Annotated in this window: 15 protein-coding genes and 1 tRNA gene; 7 read left to right on the top strand and 9 right to left on the bottom strand. The window is 59.5% G+C overall.

Going from position 1 to position 18,753, the window contains the following annotated elements; translation table 11 throughout:
• Nucleotides 1–72: 72 nt before the first annotated feature.
• Entirely contained in the window at nt 73–1,842 is a 1,770-nt protein-coding gene (locus ABWV89_RS01215; protein WP_353393412.1) for an acetate--CoA ligase, read from the bottom strand.
• Nucleotides 1,843–1,877: 35 nt separating this feature from the next.
• Here ABWV89_RS01215 and ABWV89_RS01210 point away from each other — a divergent pair, with 35 nt between their 5' ends.
• From ABWV89_RS01210 to ABWV89_RS01180, 7 genes are all read left to right on the top strand, one after another.
• Nucleotides 1,878–2,789: an alpha/beta fold hydrolase gene (locus ABWV89_RS01210; protein ID WP_353393410.1), complete on the top strand. Its 912-nt coding sequence runs from the start codon at nt 1,878–1,880 to the stop codon at nt 2,787–2,789.
• Nucleotides 2,790–2,869: 80 nt separating this feature from the next.
• A protein-coding gene (gene prfB / locus ABWV89_RS01205; RefSeq protein WP_353393408.1) for a peptide chain release factor 2 occupies nt 2,870–3,974 on the top strand; the annotation gives its coding sequence in 2 pieces (ribosomal slippage) (nt 2,870–2,950 and nt 2,952–3,974; 1,104 coding nt in all).
• A 119-nt stretch (nt 3,975–4,093) separates the two neighbouring features.
• A complete protein-coding gene (pepN, locus tag ABWV89_RS01200) occupies nt 4,094–6,784 on the top strand; it encodes an aminopeptidase N (protein WP_353395126.1) in 2,691 nt (896 codons plus the stop codon).
• A gap of 70 nt (nt 6,785–6,854) precedes the next feature.
• On the top strand, nt 6,855–7,883 hold the full coding sequence (locus ABWV89_RS01195; RefSeq protein ID WP_353393406.1) for a class 1 fructose-bisphosphatase: 1,029 nt from the start codon (nt 6,855–6,857) through the stop codon (nt 7,881–7,883).
• A 23-nt stretch (nt 7,884–7,906) separates the two neighbouring features.
• Nucleotides 7,907–7,982: transfer RNA gene (locus tag ABWV89_RS01190), tRNA-Thr, on the top strand.
• A gap of 184 nt (nt 7,983–8,166) precedes the next feature.
• The gene (locus tag ABWV89_RS01185; RefSeq protein ID WP_353393404.1) at nt 8,167–9,144 is read left to right on the top strand and encodes a hypothetical protein; all 978 of its coding nucleotides are present in this window, start codon (nt 8,167–8,169) and stop codon (nt 9,142–9,144) included.
• A 27-nt stretch (nt 9,145–9,171) separates the two neighbouring features.
• Nucleotides 9,172–10,035, top strand: a complete 864-nt coding sequence (locus ABWV89_RS01180) for a hypothetical protein (RefSeq protein ID WP_353393402.1) — start codon at nt 9,172–9,174, stop codon at nt 10,033–10,035.
• Nucleotides 10,036–10,066: 31 nt separating this feature from the next.
• Here the strand turns inward: ABWV89_RS01180 and ABWV89_RS01175 are convergent, their stop codons facing one another.
• The 8 genes from ABWV89_RS01175 to ABWV89_RS01140 all read right to left on the bottom strand — a co-directional run bounded on the left by ABWV89_RS01175 (nt 10,067) and on the right by ABWV89_RS01140 (nt 18,716).
• Nucleotides 10,067–10,597 (bottom strand): hypothetical protein, encoded by a 531-nt coding sequence (locus ABWV89_RS01175; protein ID WP_353393401.1) that lies wholly within the window; start codon nt 10,595–10,597, stop codon nt 10,067–10,069.
• 705 nt (nt 10,598–11,302) lie between these two features.
• A complete protein-coding gene (locus ABWV89_RS01170; protein ID WP_353393399.1) occupies nt 11,303–12,964 on the bottom strand; it encodes a GspE/PulE family protein in 1,662 nt (553 codons plus the stop codon).
• A 12-nt stretch (nt 12,965–12,976) separates the two neighbouring features.
• Nucleotides 12,977–14,197, bottom strand: coding sequence for a type II secretion system F family protein (locus ABWV89_RS01165; RefSeq protein WP_353393398.1), 1,221 nt, complete (start codon nt 14,195–14,197; stop codon nt 12,977–12,979).
• On the bottom strand, nt 14,194–14,550 hold the full coding sequence (locus tag ABWV89_RS01160) for a hypothetical protein (RefSeq protein WP_353393397.1): 357 nt from the start codon (nt 14,548–14,550) through the stop codon (nt 14,194–14,196). The genes ABWV89_RS01165 and ABWV89_RS01160 overlap by 4 nt, the downstream gene beginning before the upstream one ends.
• Nucleotides 14,551–14,693: 143 nt before the next feature.
• Nucleotides 14,694–15,104: a type II secretion system protein gene (locus ABWV89_RS01155; RefSeq protein ID WP_353393395.1), complete on the bottom strand. Its 411-nt coding sequence runs from the start codon at nt 15,102–15,104 to the stop codon at nt 14,694–14,696.
• Complete coding sequence (locus ABWV89_RS01150; RefSeq protein WP_353393394.1) at nt 15,079–15,573, bottom strand: type II secretion system protein; 495 nt, start codon at nt 15,571–15,573, stop codon at nt 15,079–15,081. The genes ABWV89_RS01155 and ABWV89_RS01150 overlap by 26 nt, the downstream gene beginning before the upstream one ends.
• 11 nt (nt 15,574–15,584) lie before the next feature.
• Nucleotides 15,585–17,972: a secretin GspD/PilQ domain-containing protein gene (locus tag ABWV89_RS01145; RefSeq protein WP_353393392.1), complete on the bottom strand. Its 2,388-nt coding sequence runs from the start codon at nt 17,970–17,972 to the stop codon at nt 15,585–15,587.
• 12 nt (nt 17,973–17,984) lie between these two features.
• The gene (locus ABWV89_RS01140) at nt 17,985–18,716 is read right to left on the bottom strand and encodes a hypothetical protein (RefSeq protein ID WP_353393390.1); all 732 of its coding nucleotides are present in this window, start codon (nt 18,714–18,716) and stop codon (nt 17,985–17,987) included.
• Nucleotides 18,717–18,753: the final 37 nt, after the last annotated feature.

Raw genomic sequence — 18,753 nt, 5'->3', positions numbered from 1 at the left:
CAGTTTAGGGCGTTAGCGTGAGGCTGGCAGCGCACGCGTGACATGCCCCTACACCCACCCTGAAGCAGACCATCATTGCCTTGCTGCACTGCCCGAGTGCGCGCGCGCCTCCTCCTGCAGGCGCAGAACGCGCCGTTGGACCTTGCCCGTGGTGGTCATGGGCAATGCGTCGACAAACTCGATCTCCTTGGGGTATTCGTATGGTGCCAACTGACCTTTGACGAAGGACTGCAGGTTGGTTGCCAGTGCAGCGCGCTCCACCATGTTGATCGACTCCTGGCCCGGCGCCAACACCACATAGGCTTTCACCACGGCCCCACGCTCAGGATCAGGCTTGGGCACCACGGCAGCATTGAGCACTGCATCGTGCCGGACCAGACAGTTCTCCACCTCGCTGGGGCCAATGCGGTAGCCTGCCGCCTTGAACACGTCGTCTGCCCGGCCCCGGTACCAGAGGTAGCCATCAGCGTCCTGCGAGGCCAGGTCTCCCGTTCGGCACCAGCTGTCAGCAGTGTCACCCGTGTACTTGGCCCGCGTGGCCTCCTCGCGCTTCCAGTAGCCCAGGAAGAACACGGGGTCGGCATGACCCTGGACATCGCGCCGGTGGACGGCGACTTCTCCCTCCACGCCCGGCGGGCACTCCTGCCCATGCTCGTCGATCACCGCCACGCGATGACCGGGGTATGCCCGGCCCATGCTGCCCGCACGGGCTGGCCAGAGCCGAGAACAGTTGCCAACGATGTAGTTGATCTCGGTCTGTCCGAACATCTCGTTGACCGTGACACCCAGTTGCGTCTGGCAATATCCGAACACAGCGTCGCCCACCGCCTCACCGGCGCTCATGACCGCTTCGAGTTTCAGCCTGAAGCGGCTTCCGGCATCGGGAAACGCCTTCATCATGGCTTTGAGCGCAGTTGGAAACAGGAATGTGTGCGTCACGCCATGGGTTTGCAGCAGGTCAAACGCCACTTCCGGCGAGAAACGCCCTCGCCACGCCACAATCGGGCGCCCGAAATACAAGGTGGGCAGCAAAGCATCCATCAGCCCTCCTGTCCACGCCCAGTCTGCCGGCGACCAGAACACGGCCCGGGACCGCTTGCGGGGATTGGAAGGGTCAAAACCAAACCAGTTCTGACTGCAGACAAAGCCAGTCAGGTTGCCGATCAAGGCCCTGTGGGGAATCAATGCACCCTTGGGGTTTCCTGTGGTTCCGCTCGTGTAGATCAGGACCGCGGGGTCATCTGCTGCGGTTTCCACAAGGTCAAAGTCAGGATTCTCCTGTGCCAGCGTGTTTGCCCAGTCCAGCGCCGTGCTGTCAGAAGCGTCCACCCCCAGAATGGTCTGTAGCTCGGGGCAGTCCCCGGCCACGGATTCCACGGCATCGACTGTCGAGGGATCGCAGATGGCCGCCACTGCCGCACTGTCCTGCAGGCGGTAGGTCAGCGCGTCGGGCCCAAACAGCTGAGACAAAGGCATGGCCACGGCGCCCATCTGCAGAACAGCCATATAGGCCACCGCGGTTTCGAACCTCTGGGGCATCACAATGGCCACCCTGTCCCCTGGTTCAACGCCCAGTGCCACCAATGCATTGCTCAGGCGGTTGGCCATGGCCTGCAGTTCGGCGTAGCTGTGGCGCCGCTCCCGAACACCCGGGGCACAGGCAATGACTGCTGTGGCCGCAGCTGTCGAAGGTCGCTCTGCCCAGCGGCGACTGCACGCCTGCGCCATATTGAATCGTGCGGGCACTTTCCAGCCAAAGCTGCCGTGGATGGCGCTGTATGGATCCCCTGAAGGGGGCGCAGACGGGCGCGCTCGCCTGTCGCGGTCTTGACGCGGCTTCATGGCTTGTCTCCTGTTGCTTCTTTATGATCGCCCGAATGTACCAAGCACTCAAGCCTTCGCGCAGCACATTTGTCCCCATTCGTCACCTGGATTACCACGTCCTTGAATGGGGAACGCGCCGCGAGGGCGAGTCCCCGCTGGTGCTGATGCACGGCTGGATGGATGTCTCGGCGTCCTGGCAGTTCATGGTAGACGCACTTCAGAGGGACCGCTGGATCATTGCTGCCGATTGGCGGGGGTTCGGTCTGACCCGAAATGCAGCGCAAGCACCCGACAACTACTGGTTTCCAGACTATTTCGCCGATCTGGACGGCTTGCTCGACCATTTCAGCCCTGGCGCTCCGGTGGACCTCGTGGGCCACAGCATGGGGGCCAATGTGGTCATGTTCTATGCCGGCATCCGGCCTGACCGGGTGCAAAAGCTGGTGAACCTGGAAGGGTTTGGCCTGCCTCAGACCCGCCCCGCCCAGGCGCCGGAGCGCTACGGAAAATGGCTGGACGAGATCAAGCTGCTGCACGAGGGCAAGATGTCGCTGCGCGCCTACGACAGCCTGGACGGCGTGGCCAGACGCCTGCAGAAGACCAACCCGAGGCTGGCAGAAGACAAGGCCCGGTGGCTGGCCCAGCATTGGGCCGCCCGAAATGACGAAGGGCAATGGGAAATCCTGGGCGATCCCGCCCACAAGGTGGTCAGCGCCCATCTGTACCAGGTCGAGGAATCCCTGGCCGTGTTTCGGCGCATCACCGCCCCAACCCTGGCGGTGACTGCCAGTGACGACAGTCTGTCCAGCTGGTGGCGAGGCAACTACCGGATGCCGGAGTTTCTGGAACGGATGAAAGCTGTCCCGGACCTCCGACACGGTCAGATCAGTGACGCGGGACACATGCTCCATCACGATCAACCAGGCGCTTTGGCATCCATGATCGAGGACTTTCTCTACTCGTGAGAAAATGGGGGTTTGGGCCGGGCCTCCAGGGCCCCGAAATGCCCGCGCACCCAACAGACTGAACGACGAGAGAAACAGCCATGGAAGCCGAACAAATCAATGCCATCCGGAACAAGCTCGAAGACCTGACCGAGCGGGTGGGCGAGCTACGGAGGTATCTTTGACTACGATGCCAAAGCATCGAAACTCAAGGAAGTAGAGGCCGCACTGGAAGATCCGACGGTCTGGAACGACCCGAAGCGGGCACAGGAACTGGGCAAGGAAAAGAAATCGCTCGACAACGTCGTGCTGGTTCTGGACCGTCTGAGCAGCGAGCTCTCCGACAATGCCGAACTTTTCGAGATGTCGGAGGCTGAAAACGACGACGACAGCCTGCTGACCATCGAAGGCGAGTCGAGCAAGCTCGAAAAAGACGTTGAGCTGCTGGAGTTCCGGCGCATGTTCAACAACCCGGCCGATCCGCTCAACTGCTTTCTGGACATCCAGGCTGGCGCCGGTGGCACCGAAGCCTGTGACTGGGCACAGATGCTGCTGCGTCAGTACGTGCGTTACGCCGAGCGCAAGGGTTTCAAGGCCATCATTGAAGAAGAAACGCCGGGCGATACTGCCGGCATCAAGAGTGCCACCATCAAGGTCGAAGGCGAGTACGCCTACGGGTTGCTGCGCACGGAAACAGGCGTTCACCGACTCGTGCGCAAGAGCCCGTTTGACAGCTCCGGAGGGCGCCATACATCGTTTGCCTCCGTGTTTACCTACCCGGAGATCGACGACTCCATCGAGATCACCATCAACCCCTCCGATGTGCGAACCGATACCTACCGCGCCAGTGGTGCAGGCGGGCAGCACATCAACAAGACCGACTCCGCGGTTCGCCTGACCCACATTCCGACCGGAATCGTGGTGCAATGCCAGGATGGACGAAGCCAGCACAGCAACCGCGATGTGGCGTGGCAGCGCCTGCGCTCCAAGCTGTATGACTTCGAGATGCGCAAGCGCATGGAAGAGCAGCAGAAGCTGGAAGACACCAAGACCGATGTGGGCTGGGGCCACCAGATTCGCAGCTACGTGCTGGACAACAGCCGCATCAAGGATTTGCGAACCAACGTCGAGGTGTCTGCCACCCAGAAAGTTCTGGATGGCGACCTCGATATGTTCATCGAAGCCTCCCTCAAGCAGGGAGTGTGAGGCCGACAGAGCAAGGAGCCAGAGCGAAGCCGCCTGGAAAGCACAGATGCTTCGCTCAGCGTCCCTTGCCTGCCAGCCATGTGCAAAAGACCAAATGACAGGACCCCGACATGAGTGCCATGCGTGAAGGCCCCGCCACCGTGATCCGTCGCGAAGACTATGCCCCACCGGCATACTGGATCGACACCGTCGACCTGACGTTCGACCTGGACCCCACCAAGACCCGCGTGCTCAACAAGATGCAGGTGCGCCGCAACCCGGACGTGCCGGCGGCAGCGCTTCGGCTGGACGGCGACGAGCTCAATCTGGCAAGAGTCATGGTCAATGGCGCCGGCTGTTCTTTCAAGATGGACGGAGAACAACTGGTGCTGGAGAACCTCCCGGAAGGCGATGAGCCTTTTGCGCTGGAGATATTCACCACCTGCTCTCCGGCGAAGAACAGCCAGCTGATGGGTCTGTACGTCAGCCAGGACACTTTCTTCACGCAGTGTGAAGCCGAAGGTTTCCGGCGCATCACCTATTTCCTGGACCGCCCGGACGTGATGGCGAGCTACACGGTCACGCTGCGGGCCGACAAGGACCAGTATCCTGTGCTCCTGTCCAATGGCAACCTGGTCGCCGAGGGCGACCTGGAAGACAACCGGCACTTCGCGAAATGGGTCGATCCGCACAAGAAGCCGAGCTATCTGTTCGCGCTGGTAGCGGGCAAGCTGGTGGCACGCCAGCAGCACATTCGCACCCGCAGTGGCCAGGACCATTTGCTTCAGGTCTATGTGCGCCCAGGCGACATGGACAAGACCGAGCACGCGATGAACTCCCTGATCCACAGCGTGATCTGGGACGAAGCCCGCTTTGGCCTGCCGCTGGACCTGGAGCGATTCATGATCGTCGCCACCAGCGACTTCAACATGGGCGCCATGGAAAACAAGGGCCTGAACATCTTCAACACGAAGTACGTTCTGGCCAACAGCGCTACCGCCACCGACACCGATTTCGCCAACATCGAGTCCGTTGTCGGCCATGAGTACTTCCACAACTGGACCGGCAACCGCGTCACCTGCCGCGACTGGTTCCAGCTGAGCCTCAAGGAGGGCCTGACGGTCTTCCGGGATCAGGAATTCAGCATGGACCTGTGTGCCGACCCGTCGGCCAGGGCCGTCAAGCGCATTGAGGATGTGCGTGTGCTGCGCACCGCACAGTTCCCTGAAGACGCCGGCCCGATGGCGCACCCGGTGCGCCCGGACAGCTACATCGAGATCAACAACTTCTACACCGTCACCGTCTACGAAAAGGGTGCAGAAGTGGTTCGCATGATGCAGACCCTGGTGGGGCGCGAAGGCTTTGCTGCCGGTATGAAGTTGTACTTCGAACGCCACGACGGTCAGGCCGTCACTTGCGACGACTTTGCGCAAGCAGTGGCGGACGCCAATCCCGAGAGCTCGCTGGCGCGCATGCTGCCCGAGTTCAAGCGCTGGTACAGCCAGTCGGGCACGCCGCGCCTGCATGCCAGAGGTGAATACGATGCGGCAGGCCGAAGCTATTCGCTGACACTGACCCAATCGTGCCCTTCAACGCCAGGCCAGGCCAGCAAGCAGCCATTCGTCATTCCGGTTGCCATGGGCCTGCTGGGCCCGGATGGCCAGGCCATGCCCATCCAGATGGCGGGTTGGCCAGAGGCTCGCGAAGGCACGCACACCTTTGTGCTGACGCAGGAGAGCAAGACATTTGTCTTTGAGAATCTGGATGCCGAGCCCGTGCCTTCGCTGCTGCGCGGCTTCTCCGCACCGGTCATTCTCGAGCTCGACTACAGCGACGAGCAGCTGCTTCTCATGCTGGCGCACGACAGCGATGCGTTCAACCGCTGGGAAGCCGGCCAGCGGCTGGGGCTGCGTCGCGCCATTGCCGCGATCAAGTCTGAAGGCCCGGTGCCTGATGACATCCTCGACACACCGGTACTGGAAGCCATGCGTCAGGTCCTGCGCCACGGCCAGCTGGACGCCGCGCTCAAGGAGCTGGTCCTCGCCCTGCCCTCGGAGAGCTACATTGCCGAGCAGCTGGAGGTGGTCGATCCCCAGCGTATCCACAGCGTGCGCGAGCGCATGCGAGAGCAAATGGCCCATGCGCTCCATGATGACTGGGTCTGGGCCTATGAAAGCCACCGTCACACCGGCGCGTACCGCCCTGACCCACTGAGCAGCGGGCGCCGGGCGCTGGCAGGTGCAGCGCTGTCGATGCTGTGCCTGGCAGCCCGGTCAAACGGAAACCCTGTGTGGCCTGGCAAGGCCTACCAGCGTTTCAAGGACGCCAGCAACATGACCGACCGGCTCAACGCCCTGTCCGCGCTGGTGAGCAGCGGCCATAGCCTCTCGGAAGAAGCGCTCCAGCGCTTCCATGCCATGTTCAAGAACGAAGCGCTGGTCATCGACAAGTGGTTTGCCCTGCAGGTAGGCGCACCCGACCGCAACGGCAACACCATGGAGACCGTGCGCCAACTGATGAATCACCCGGACTTCAACTTGCGCAACCCCAACCGGGCGCGCAGCCTGATCTCCACCTTCTGCCACGCCAATCCTGGTGGCTTTCACCGGGCGGACGCTGCAGGCTACGTGTTCTGGAGCGACCGCGTGATCGAGCTCGACAGCATCAATCCGCAAGTCGCAGCCCGCCTCGCGCGCGCCATGGACCGCTGGAAGAAGCTGGCCGAACCCTATCGCAGTGCTGCGCGGGAAGCCATTGCCCGCATCGCCGAAAAAGGCGATCTCAGCGGCGACGTGCGAGAAGTGATCGAGCGCGCACTGGCAGACGACTGAAGCCAGCCAACGCATTGCCGCCACCCGCCAACAACGACCCATTTCCCTTCCGAGAATCAGGCCAGACACCATGAGCAAACGTGTTTCCCTCACCCAGTATCTTGTCGAACAGCAACGTGTCGACGGCCACATCCCTTCCCAGCTGCGCTTGCTGCTCGAGGTGGTGGCACGCGCCTGCAAGAGCATTGCACTCGCCGTCAACAAAGGTGACCTGGGTGGCGTGCTCGGCACCGCATCGAGTGAAAACGTGCAAGGCGAAGTCCAGAAAAAGCTGGACATCATTGCCAACGAAGTGCTGATTGAAGCCAACGAATGGGGTGGACACCTGGCGGCCATGGCCAGTGAAGAGATGGAAGGCATTTACCTGGTGCCCAACCGCTACCCGCAGGGCGAATACCTGCTGCTGTTTGATCCCCTCGACGGATCGTCGAATATCGACGTGAACGTGAGCATTGGCACCATCTTCAGCGTCCTCAAGAAGCCCGACAACGCTCCGGGCGTGACGGAGCAGGACTTCATGCAGGCCGGGGCCAAGCAAGTGGCAGCGGGCTATTGCGTCTTTGGCCCGCAAAGCACCCTGGTGCTCACGGTGGGTGATGGTGTGGCCATGTTCACGCTCGACCGCGAGAAAGGCTCATTCGTTCTGACCCGCGAGCACGTGGAGATTCCACCCGACACCAAGGAATTTGCCATCAACATGAGCAACATGCGCCACTGGGACGAACCGGTCAAGCGCTATGTGAACGAATGCCTGGAAGGCAAGGAAGGCCCGCGCGGCAAGGATTTCAACATGCGCTGGGTAGCCTCCATGGTCGCCGATGTGCACCGCATCCTGACCCGTGGCGGCATCTTCATGTACCCCTGGGACAAGCGCGACCCGGACAAGCCAGGCAAGCTGCGGCTGATGTATGAGGCCAACCCCATGGGCTGGCTGATCGAGCAGGCCGGCGGCATGGCCACCGACGGACGCCAGCGCATTCTGGACATACAGCCCACCAAGCTGCACCAGCGCGTGAGCGTGGTGCTGGGCTCCAAGAACGAGGTGGAGCGCGTGACACAGTACCACCTGGAAGCCGACAAGCCCGCCCCCAGTGCATGAAATTTGCTAGAATGTAAGGCTAGGCCGGAATAGCTCAGTTGGTAGAGCAGCTCATTCGTAATGAGAAGGTCGGGGGTTCGATTCCTCTTTCCGGCACCAGAAACAGCAAAAAAGCCCCGCAAGCATTAGGTTTGCGGGGCTTTTTGCGTCTGAATGCGCACATTTGAGGCGGGTTTTGCTACTGTAGCGGAGCATTGGTGTGACAAATGGTCACCCAAACTGGGCATGGACCTTGCCGTGAGGCGTTGATTTGCACGCCTTGCTTCCGTCAAATGGTGGCCATATGAACGACTCGACCCCGCCTTGCTCCGCCACAACACCTGGCGTCCGAATTCTCCAGAACTGCATCGAGACAAGACAGATGCACAAGGTGGCGGATGGCATGGTTGCGCTCGATTTTCGTCACAACCCCCGTCCTGAGCTGCGCGAGTTCCAGATCTTCTCGCACATCGTCGAAGAAGGTCTTCATCTGCAGGCTGACATCATGGGCGCGGTGTCCAGCCGCTTCTACGCCAAGAGTCTGGTCACGGCCCCCGACGTCAAACGCTGGATCGCCGAGACGCCAGGCAAGGATGTCTACCTGGTCAACCCCTGGCCACAATGGCCATACAGCGTCTTCAACACACACGATCGCGCCACCATCATTCATGGGGACCTGGAGTTCAATGCGCGCTGCCAGGCGGTACTGGACAAGGCTGGCGTCGAGCTCGACTACCTTGGCGTCGGCCGGCAGCACAATGGCAATCACGGCATGAGCAGCTACTGGTTCGCTACTCCTGCTTTCTGGGAAGGCTTCATGCAAGACGTGGTCTGGCCGGTGACACGTCTGACCCGACGCGAGCTGGGTGAGGAACTGCACCAGTTCCTGTACGTGCCTGTTCAGTACTATGGTCATGCGACACACCGGCCCGGCGCGCTGCCCTTCATGCTCGAGCGCACCACCAATATCTATGTGGCGCAGGCCTTCAAGGCACGAGCGGCCTTCTACCCCCGCTCAAGGGAGGACATTCTTCGCGCCTGCATTTTTCCGTTTGAACGCGATCTGGTCCTGCATTTCGGTGACGCGGTCGACGGCTGGGATGCTGCCGGGTTCTACCCGCCCGAAGCCAAGGCGTTCTTTCGCGCCACCACACAACACGCGACGCACGGCTGGCTGACCTACATGAGCCAGTTCCCGCTGAGCTTTGACCATGGCGACCCTCGCCCCCGGCTGCCATGGTTCCAGCATGAGCAGGCCAGCTTCACGCCCGTGGAAGCCTAAGCGCGACCATGGCGCCCATGCCCAGCCATGCTGCTCTTTGAACCCCGGTGGTCCCCCAGACAGCGCCCGTCGCAGGCCCCGCTGACAACGCTCGACGTGGCACATGTGTCATGTCCGAACTGGCGTGAGTTCAGGCTGCTGGTCCACATCTATCGCGAGCGGCTGTTCGCACCGGCCGGCAAGACGGGTCTGCTTTCCCGAAAGTTCGAACTCAAGTCTCGCGTCACACCCGAGGCCTTTGCGGCATTCGCAGAGGCCCAAGAGGATGCCGACGTCTGCATGGTCAACGCCTTTCCGATGGTGCCCTATCTGGCACACGATGTGTGGATGCATGCCGAGGGCTATCACCCCGGCATCGTCGAACGCGCCCAGGATCTCCTTGATGCCGCGGAGCTGGACTTCCAGCTCGCCCATTCGCCCCGGCATACGCCGGCACTGACCTGCATGTGCAATTTCTGGGTTGGCACGCCAGAGGTGTGGGAAGCTTTTGTGGGCGGCGTTCTCGATCCGATGGCCAGGTATCTGGAGGCACATCCGAACTCAACCGTCAGCCAACGAGTTCTGGAAACGGCGGACTACCTCAACCCGGTGCCTTACCTGCCCTTCATCGCGGAGCGCATGTTCACCACCTTCCTGGCCACCACACCCGGACTGAAGCTGGCCACCTATCCGCTGGCACCTTTAGCGGCGGAAGACTACTGCATGACCGACTTCACCAGAACCGCTGTCAGGGGCCTGAGGCCTGCCGTGGATGCGGCGGACAATGAAGGCCACTACCCCGCATCGCTCAAAGACCAGCAGCGCCTGGTGTGCCAGCTGGCCGGCATTTTTCACCAAACCTACTACGCGACCCACCCACACCCGTTCATGGATGCCAGCGCGAATGCATGACGCATGCAGCTCCCTGCGATTCAAAACCAAGCTACTTTTCTGACGTGGACTCCAACACCCAAGAGGCCGAAAACCCAACTCTTCCGACGCCTTCTTGCGCGCTCCTAGCCACGCCTCTCAACTGCCACATTGAGCCAGGAACTTCATTGAAAACGTTGAGGATGTCGGTCAGGCTCGCCACGTCAGTGAGCTCCTCCACCTCAATTGCTATTGCGCCATTTTTCGTCTCTGCGTTGAACGTGTAAGAGGTTACTTTGCTGCCTTCGACTCTCGCCATCTCGAGCGCCAAAAGCGGTTGGTTCCAGTCCATTTCCAACGCAAGCCTGGCTTGGCGCTCAAACTCATTTTCCTCGCCATCCACCTGCGTGCTCAGACTTTGACTTTTCTCGAGGAGGCTACGCTCCAAGGCGGCAATATCGCGTTGTACTGAATCGATACGGTTTGAAAGCCAAAGGTGCACAACCATCACGGCCGTCAGAATCAAAGCGACAGCAATGAAGAAATGCTTCAGGCGCCGCCGATTGGAACGCTCAGAGTAAAAATCGATCGTTGGCGCCTTCAAGTTCCGCCCCTCACTCGCCACATCTGTCGAAAGGCAAGCGACCTTCCAGCGACAAGAGCATTCGAAAACCGTTCCAGAGGTCTGAAATCCACAGCCACCTGTACAGGCTCAGCCCCCATCGAATTCAGAGTTACCTCATCTCCCTCATCGACTGGATCAACCTCAGCACGAAAGCCTGCCGGCACTCCGTCACTTTGATATACACGAGTGCAACTCCCCGGCTCAGTCACTGAAACCAACCCCGCCTCAGAAGTCCCAGGAAGGCTCAACCCTAGCGCCCACAGCGGACGAACAGATTTCAAGCTCACTCCCTTTTTCGTCGTGCGTGTCTCTAGATCGTTCAGCAAGGATTGGTGCATGCAAGCCATCAAACCGCGGTTTCGAATGTCGGCCAAGCAAATCAACTCCCCGGCTTCAGCGGCATCCAGCCCCTGAGCCAAGGCATACTGAGTTCGCCCAAATGATTCGAGTTCGCTCCAGCGTCTGATGCCATCCGGCACCGCCACCCCTATCGCTGGGCACACATGGGCCCCAAGCAGAACATCCACCGCAACACGGTGCTTGCCGGCGTAGGCGAGAAATCCCTCGACCACCGTGTCCATCACGCTATCGAAACGCAGGGTTGTCGAAAAGGTCTGCGATTGAGGCTCCATGCCCACTACCTCGTAGCTGCAAACCCCCTCGCCAACATAAATAGAAGCGCGTTTACGCCAACCCAACCACACGGCGGACCTCCTCCAATGTAGTTTCCCCGAGCTCCACAGCATGCAATGCTTGATAAATCAGGCTGTCTTTCCGATCGGCGTAGAGCTCACGTCTGAGCTCCCCAAGACTTGCGTTTCCTGCAATGAGATCCTTCACAGTCTCGGAAATGGCGTGCACTTCCGCGACAACGAGGCGCCCTTTGTAGCCCGTGTGGCGGCAAGCTTCACATCCTACCGAAACCGGCATTCGACTCGGCTTTCGTCCCAACACATCGCTTATGACTTGTTCTTGATCCGAACCTGGTTCACGCCAGCTCAAGCAAGAGCCGCAAACTCTGCGAAGCAGGCGCTGCACCAGAATGCCATTGATCGCTGAGCCCATAGCAAAGCCATCGATACCAAAGTGCTGGAACCGCCCGAGGACATCGAACAAGTTGTTGGCGTGGACTGTTGTGAACACCAGGTGACCAGTCAGTGCAGATTGAATGGCAATTTGAGCGGTTTCGGAGTCCCTGATTTCGCCAACCAGAATCTTGTCCGGGTCATGTCGGAGGATGGAACGTAGGCCTGTGGCAAATGTCAGCCCCTTTTGCTCATTGACCGGGATTTGGAGCACGCCGGGGAGCTCGTACTCAACGGGGTCTTCGATCGTGATGATCTTCTCTAGTCCGTTGTTCACCTCAGACAATGCCGCATAGACCGTCGTGGTCTTTCCGCTGCCCGTCGGGCCTGTCACGAGAATCATGCCGAAAGGCTTGTGCACCAGCCCACGGACGCTCTCGCACAACTCATCTGAAAACCCGAGGCTATCCAAAGTGATCTGACTGGTTTCGTCCCTGAGTTGCGCTTTATCCAACAGCCGCAGGACTGCGTCCTCACCAAAAATGCTCGGCATCACAGAAACGCGAAGGTCAATGTGCATGTCACGCGCAGGATCTGCCCAATGGATGCGGCCGTCTTGAGGACGCCGCCTCTCCGTGATATCGAGGTGAGACATCACTTTTATCCGTGATATCACTTCTTCCAACCTGCTCGCTTGGGAAAATACCTCTCCCACGACCATCACGCCATCAAGGCGATATCTGACCCGAAGCTCAGCGCGTCCGGTCTCAAAATGGATGTCACTGGCACCTTCCATATAGGCACGCCGAATGACGTCATCCACAAACTGAACAACATCGCCCTGGGTCGACACGATCAAACCGGCCCCAGCTGTCGCACTTGAGGCAGAGTGAACCTCCAGTTGTGCGCCTTTTGGCGAGCTTGCGCTCGTTTGACCGACAGACTCCACAACGAGCCGTCGAACCGCGCTATCTGCAACGGCCAGGCAGGGATTTTTGCCAGCGAATCGCCTCATGGCCTTGCGCGCCTCGGGGTGCCAAGGGTTGTCGAACAGGAGAAGCGATTCTCCTCGCCGCTCGATGCGAAGACCATCCCCACTCAGCCCGGTCACCTGAAACTCTCCAGACGTCAGGTCCTCTTTGTGAAGCAGTCGAATGCCAAACTGATCGAACAACAGCTGCTCAACCTCACCCATGCACGCAGGAAACAATGTGAGCAGATAGTCGAACAGGGTGACTTGGCCAGGGTCCAGTCGCCAACGCTCAACTGCACCTTTGATGTTCAGGTCCAAACTCATGTTTTCTGTATGACGGGTGTTCATAGGCGTGGATTGTCAGCCAAGGCTGCTCGACATCTCCAGAATCGGCATGTACATCATGACCACAATCGTACCCACCATCAGCGCAACGAAAAGCAGCAGGACTGGCTCGACGATACGCGTAGCACGCTCGACGAACAACTCAAACCGTTCTCCGTGCAACTTTGAGACCAAGTCAGCGGCCATGTGGAAGTCACCGTTTCTTTCCGCTGCAGCCATGATGCGGCGCCCGACCTGATCACAAAGGCCCTTTGCTCCCAAGGCCTCAGAAATTGACCGCCCCTCTTCCACCGCCTTGCATACAGATTCGATGCGGCGACCCATATCACCATCCAAAGCAGATCTGGAAGCAACGCTCAAAGCTTCAGTCATCGAATAACCGCCCTTCAGCATCAGCGCGAGGGTCTGGTAAACCATGGCCAATTGAAAGTCCCATAACCTTTTTTCAATGGCAGGCAATCGTCGCAAACCCGACAAGAGTTTTCTCGCCAGCGCGCCGCTCCATATGGACCACGCCAACAAAGCCAGCACCAACGTCACCACAACAAAGCCGGCTGCTCGGTATTCAGCGAGCCACAGACTGAACGCGATCAACCAATTGCCAGAGCCATGCCCCCGATCCATCATCGATGTGTACATTTGTGAAAAGCTGGGCATCACAAACATCAGCAAGAAAAGAGAGATGGCTACCCCTAGCGTGGTGACCACCAGCGGATAAATGGATGCGCTGACGACCTTCTTTTGCAAACCTTCGACCATGGCATCGAACGCAAGGTAGTCGTCCATTGCCCTGACCAGGTCACTGGTCCTCTCTCCAGCTCGCACCGCAGCGATCAAAACGCTGGGTGCTCCGCCTATCTGTTCAATGGCATTCGCCAACGATATCCCGTCCTCCAGCTTGGAAAGAAGTTCTGCAGGCAGCCCTACAACCCTTCCATCCGCCTGCGATCGAGATGCAAGGGTATCCACCGCTTCCACAACGGTCATTCCAGCCACGATCAGCGTCCGCACCTCGCGACAGAACAAGGCGAAGTCTTGCTTGGCATACCCCGTGCGCTTTCGTCCCACCGTAGAACGCAACCACGCCAACATCGAGGCATCCGCATCGCAAGACAAAACCGTCCAGCCTTCGTCCTGCAGGCGGCTGGAGACCGAGTTGGCGTCCGAGCCCTGGGCAACAATGGTTTGAACGGCGTGTTCGTTGGCAGCGATCGCCCGGACTTTGAATTGGGTCATTGACGCCCTCCGCTTTCAACCAGCGTCCGTGCATCAAACATCCAGCCAGCGTACGCCGCGGCGGCGTCAAGGCGCAAGCGCTCAAGCTCGTACCCCCCAGACCTGATGGGCCGCTCTTGGCTCGTGCTTTGTACGCCCCAGATCCCACCGTCCTGCGCTCTCAAAAGCGTCCAGTCCAATGCACCCGTGATGGGGTCAACGTACAGCCTGCGAATATGCCGTTTCACGCCGACCTGCCTTCGGTCGTTGAGCAGCTCATCCAATGACTTGGGCCACCGTTTGGTGGTCCCTGGTGTCGAGACGTAGTAGCTTGCCAACGCTTCTCGGTAGGCGCCGCCAACATGCAGCAACATGGCCTCTCGTTCCCGGCGAGCCTCTTGAGCAAGATTTCTCATCACTCCATAGGAAGCCAATCCCAGTAGAAACACGGCAAAGATCAGCATCAGCAAGGTAATGCCCGATTGTGTTTTGGCTGGCCCAGCCTTGCATCTACGTTTCACCATTGCGAATACTGGCTTCCGTCACGTGCCTCGCCAGGCGCCCCGCTCCGAACATCGAACACGCTCTTGGTCGATGCAGACGCTCCGTCAGGCGGCACCACTTTCCAGGTGTCATTTCGCTCAGTAATGGGATCCGTCGGGAGCTTCCTGATGTACTTCGCCGCAACCAAATCGTCCAGCGTTTCGGGGTACCGGCCATGATCCCGGTAATACGCATCAATTGCATCCCGAAGGCCGACCAGATTCTGGCGCAAAACGGCCTCCCGCGCGTCGTCCACTCGATCAACGTATTTGGGCGCGATGATCGCTATGAGCACGCCCAACACTGCAAGGACCACCAGCAGCTCTATGAGCGTAAATCCCCGTGTAGAAGGTGGGCCTTCACCACTGCGCATAGGTTGTTCCATCTATCGCCAATGCGTCTGACGATGATCGAATGTCATAGACGTCCTGGCCTGGCGCTGGTTGAGACGCGGAACTTGCATAGCTTCTCAAGCGCCATGACTCAGGAGCCGGCACGGACGAATCGGCGAACGGGTCCTTGGGAATCCGGCGAAGAAAGTAGTGTTTGACGCCTTTGTGATCGTCGCGAATGTCGGGCACCCCTTCGACCAAAGCCTGCAGCGAATCCGGATAGCCATTGCCCGCCCTGCCCTTTGAGACGACACCTTCGTCTGCCATCCTTTTGTAGGCATCGATAGCAGTGCGAATCTCCCACAAGTTGTGCCGCAACGCACGCTCTTGTCGCGACCGCACCAAGGTTTCGCTCAGCGGGAGAATGGCAGCCGCCAAGATCCCCAAGACCGCCATGACAACCAGAAGCTCAATGAGCGTGAAACCGGCGCTTCGGACAAAAGGAGGTGGCTGGCAAGTCATCGGCGAACCACTCAAGGTTTGACGTCTATGCTGAGCACTGGCAGTACTTCAGGCGCGACCGCCCCTGCCGCGCTCAGTGGTTCAACCTTTTTGAACCGAATGGGCTCCGCCTTCCCTGGCTTCAGTGCCTTCAACCGCATGATGAGCAAGCGTCCCTCGCCTTTCACCCCCTTGTCTGCATTGCTCAGCAAGCCAATGCTGATTCGGCCATCCTTTTTATTGACGGCATGGGTAAAACTGGACGACGCTCCAGCCTCTTTGAAGTACCCGCCTTCTTGAACGGCAAGCACCTCGAAGGCGTCCGCAGTGAACAAAATGTCCATTGGAATGGCTACCACCGAAGCGCCCGACTTCATCTCAAGCGCCACATCAAACTCTTCGCCAACCTTGACTTCCTTTGGCCCCTCAAGCACCAAGTTCAGGGCCTGGCTTTCGTTGCCCTGGTCAGCCTCCGCTTGCTCGCCGCTCCGTGCATTCGCACCAGAGGCGGCGGTGGCGGCCACCGTGGCAGTGGGCAACTGCCCCATCTGGCTGCTCAACTTCAAGCCGCGCTGCATGGGTGGCTGCCGCAAGCGGGTGAACTTCTCAGTTCCCACCCACATCTCGGCCTGGGACGCATCGGGTCTTGGCGCGTTGCGAAGGATTCGCGGCGTAATGGCCAGCACCAACTCAGTGCGTTGGTTGTCATCCTTCTGGCTGGAGAACAAGCGACCAGCGATTGGCAAGTCACCCAAACCTGGCAAGCGGTTGGCCGCGCTGCGTTCCTCGTTGCTGATCAATCCTCCCAGCAACTGTGTCTCGCCATCGCGCAGTCTCAGGGTTGTGGTGGCGTTGCGCGTTCCAATTTGATAGGCCACTGTACCGGTGGCACTTTTGATCTCTCCCGCAACAGAGCTCACCTCCAGCGCCAACTTGATCGTCACCTCATCGTCTGGAGACACGACAGGCTCCACATCGAGCTTCAAGCCCACATCAAGGTAGTTCACGCTCTCAGAGACAAAACTGCCGCTGGAGGCCGCAGTGGTGGTGATGACTGGCACCTTGTCGCCAACCATGATGGTGGCCTTTTCCCGGCTGCGCGCCCGTATGCGAGGGTTTGCCAGCGTATTGAAATCGCCCACCTCACGCCGCAGGTTGATCAGCAAGCTACCCACCGACAAGCCAACACGGGAGTAATCCACGTTGTTCAGACCGCCTCGCACGTTCAAGGAATTGAATGCATCAACCGTGACGCCCGATTGGCCTGACAGCGGCAGCAAAGAGAACGAGAGGCTGTTGGGAAAATTGATGCCCAACTCGGTCAGGCGCGTGGTCTTGATCTCCATGATCTCAACATCCAGCATGACCTCTGCACCCGCCAGGTCGTGCAGGCCAATCAGGCGCTCCGCCAGGGCCACGATCTCCGGAGGCTCGCGCAGTGCCAGCATATTGGCCGCTTCATCCACGTAGGGTGGCTGGATTTTCAGCATGCTTTGCAGAAAACTGGCCGTGGCTTTGGCATCCGCATTGGCCAGGTGAAACACCCGAATCACCTGCTCCTGATGCTGTTTGCGCTTCTCCGGTGTATCGGGGTAGACAAGAACAGTTTTCTCATCAATGATGCGGCGCGACAGCTGAAAAGCACTCAGCACCAGATCGATCGCATCTTCAACCTGCGCTTCGCGAATGAACACGCTCGCCGATTGGTCAAGCTTGACGTCCCGGTCAACCACAAAGTTGACCCCTGTGCCATCGCGGATGACGTCCAGCAATGAGCCCAGAGGCGCGTTGCGCATGCTCAAAGAAATGGGCTTCGTATTGGCCAGTCGGTGCTGATTGGCGACGGCTTGACCCCACCGGATACCAGCCTCAATCTTGCGGCGCAAGGCCGACAGTTCGCCATCTCCCGGCACCAGCGCCAACGCACGGTCCACGACGCCCAGTGCTTCACGCTGCTTACCCAGCCGGTCAAGCTCGGTGGCTTGGGCCAATGCGTCACGCGTGAGGCGATCCCGCTGCAGATCCTGCTTCAGGGTTCGCATTCGGGCATTGTGAGGGTAAATGGCAAGTGAACGATTGACGATCTTTTCCACTTCCTCATGACGGCTGGCTGCTCTGGCTTGCGCCACTTCCGCTACCTGTCTTCCAACGATATCGGTTTCGGCACTCGCCAGCCCAGCCCTGAGCAGGGCGCTCTCTGGGTACTCTGCTACGCCTTCGCGCAGCAGAGCGACCGCCTTTTCGTACTCGCCAGACCTGATGCTTTCGCTAGCCTGGTCACGGATCCGTTGTTGGGCACACCCCGCCAGCACCATGGCAGCCAACGTGCACACGGCGACCACACCCTTTCGCCACCCGGATGTCGACGACAACGCTGATTCGGCCTCGACCGCCGAACGCCTCCACATATTGATTTTCATGGCCTCGATTATCTATCGGGTCTCGAATCGCGGCTTCTTGGGCAAAGAGAAGCGCAGCGCTGGTGCATCAGGCAACCCCGGCCTGCTGAAAACGAGCACCCCTTGCTCAATCGACTGAAGCTGATAACCATTCGCAGCCGTTTGCCCTTGTCGCATGACCTCGATAGGGCCATTGTTCCACCGGCCCATCACAATGGTATTGCCCTCCTGAGCTTCCAATTGCCCCAGTGTCTCCCAGGTGGGTAGCGGAAGTGGCGGTGTTGGGGCGGGTACAAACGCCACTGGCGGAGGCGACGGTTCGGCTGGCGGCTCCGTGGGTTCCTCAGCGCGTGGCGGTGTCACCACAAATGGGTTTTCTGCCATGGGAAACATGGCGGGTCGAATCTCCTGCATGGCTTGCTTGACCGGCTCATCGGTGTTCAACCGAACCCACAGCTGCCAGACATAGCTCGCTGTGAGTTGGCCCTCCTGCCGGTTTCCCTCGGGCTGAAAGTCTGGCCGCCTCGCAGCGCCAAAAGCGTCGCTCGCAACGAGACTCATTGACTTGAGTGACAGAGATGGAACCGCTTGTTGAATCGATGCCTGCCAGGCTTTGAGCTGGCCGTAGCTTCCATGGGCTGTCATGGCCACGCTCAAAACGCCATGGTTTGGAGCAGCACTGTCCACTTCGACGGCCGCGACGTTCAGCTGTTGAATCAGCACTCCCGCTGCGTCACTGGCAAACTGAGTTGCAGAACGCAGCATTTCTTCGGCACCGTCCAAGCCCAGCCAGTGCGGTGGG

It is taken from the genome of Hydrogenophaga sp. 5NK40-0174, assembly GCF_040372165.1.
Classification (GTDB): domain Bacteria; phylum Pseudomonadota; class Gammaproteobacteria; order Burkholderiales; family Burkholderiaceae_C; genus Hydrogenophaga.
This window is presented reverse-complemented; position numbering and strand designations above follow the sequence as displayed.

Bases quoted from the DNA above. Each gene is read 5' to 3' on its own strand.
- ABWV89_RS01215 (WP_353393412.1), bottom strand. From the start codon at position 1,842: ATGAAGCCGCGTCAAGACCGCGACAGGCGAGCGCGCCCGTCTGCGCCC.
- ABWV89_RS01155 (WP_353393395.1), bottom strand. From the start codon at position 15,104: ATGGAACAACCTATGCGCAGTGGTGAAGGCCCACCTTCTACACGGGGA.
- ABWV89_RS01170 (WP_353393399.1), bottom strand. From the start codon at position 12,964: ATGAACACCCGTCATACAGAAAACATGAGTTTGGACCTGAACATCAAA.
- pepN (WP_353395126.1), top strand. From the start codon at position 4,094: ATGCGTGAAGGCCCCGCCACCGTGATCCGTCGCGAAGACTATGCCCCA.
- ABWV89_RS01165 (WP_353393398.1), bottom strand. From the start codon at position 14,197: ATGACCCAATTCAAAGTCCGGGCGATCGCTGCCAACGAACACGCCGTT.
- ABWV89_RS01140 (WP_353393390.1), bottom strand. From the start codon at position 18,716: ATGCTGCGTTCTGCAACTCAGTTTGCCAGTGACGCAGCGGGAGTGCTG.
- ABWV89_RS01185 (WP_353393404.1), top strand. From the start codon at position 8,167: ATGAACGACTCGACCCCGCCTTGCTCCGCCACAACACCTGGCGTCCGA.
- ABWV89_RS01150 (WP_353393394.1), bottom strand. From the start codon at position 15,573: ATGACTTGCCAGCCACCTCCTTTTGTCCGAAGCGCCGGTTTCACGCTC.
- ABWV89_RS01160 (WP_353393397.1), bottom strand. From the start codon at position 14,550: ATGTTGCTGCATGTTGGCGGCGCCTACCGAGAAGCGTTGGCAAGCTAC.
- ABWV89_RS01210 (WP_353393410.1), top strand. From the start codon at position 1,878: ATGTACCAAGCACTCAAGCCTTCGCGCAGCACATTTGTCCCCATTCGT.
- ABWV89_RS01180 (WP_353393402.1), top strand. From the start codon at position 9,172: ATGCTGCTCTTTGAACCCCGGTGGTCCCCCAGACAGCGCCCGTCGCAG.
- ABWV89_RS01195 (WP_353393406.1), top strand. From the start codon at position 6,855: ATGAGCAAACGTGTTTCCCTCACCCAGTATCTTGTCGAACAGCAACGT.
- ABWV89_RS01145 (WP_353393392.1), bottom strand. From the start codon at position 17,972: ATGAAAATCAATATGTGGAGGCGTTCGGCGGTCGAGGCCGAATCAGCG.